Origin of the sequence: Bradyrhizobium sp. Arg816 (genome assembly GCF_029989365.1) — a bacterium.
Taxonomy (GTDB): domain Bacteria; phylum Pseudomonadota; class Alphaproteobacteria; order Rhizobiales; family Xanthobacteraceae; genus Bradyrhizobium.
The window spans coordinates 1-442 of the sequence record NZ_JAPRAQ010000229.1 but is presented as its reverse complement, the minus strand read 5'-3'; the positions used below and the strand labels follow the sequence as shown (position 1 = coordinate 442).

Here is a 442-nt window from a genome sequence, read left to right as displayed (position 1 = left end):
TGGCCGGTATATTGGAACCTGCCGATATTGCCCGCAGCCGGGATACCATATTCGTCATAGCTGTTCACGCCGATGACGTTGCCCGAGGCATCGCTCACCGCCACCACCGAGCCGCGCTCGTCGGCAGCCAGCCAGCGCCGGTCGCTGGTGCCCGAGCCCTCGTACCACACCAATGTTTCATCTACGTCGGGCCACGTCACATTGCGCTTGGTGATGGTCCAGCCGGAGGCGTTGACCTCGGCAATCTTCTGTCCACCCGCCCAAGCGAAGCGCGTGTCGGCGCCTGTGCTGCTATTGTACGTCTGCAGCAATTGCCCGCCGCCGGGCTCGTAGAGCATCGTCACGCCCGGGCCCGATACCAGCTGGTTGTCGACTGAATAGCCATAGCCCGAGCTGCCCGAGCTGGTCAGGTTGCCGCGCCCGTCATAGCCAAGGCTGGCCG

1 pseudogene is annotated in these 442 nt (G+C 64.3%); it reads right to left on the bottom strand.

The features are described 5' to 3' along the window. Positions 1–442, bottom strand: a pseudogene (locus OWC48_RS46650) (RHS repeat-associated core domain-containing protein); the annotation flags it as partial.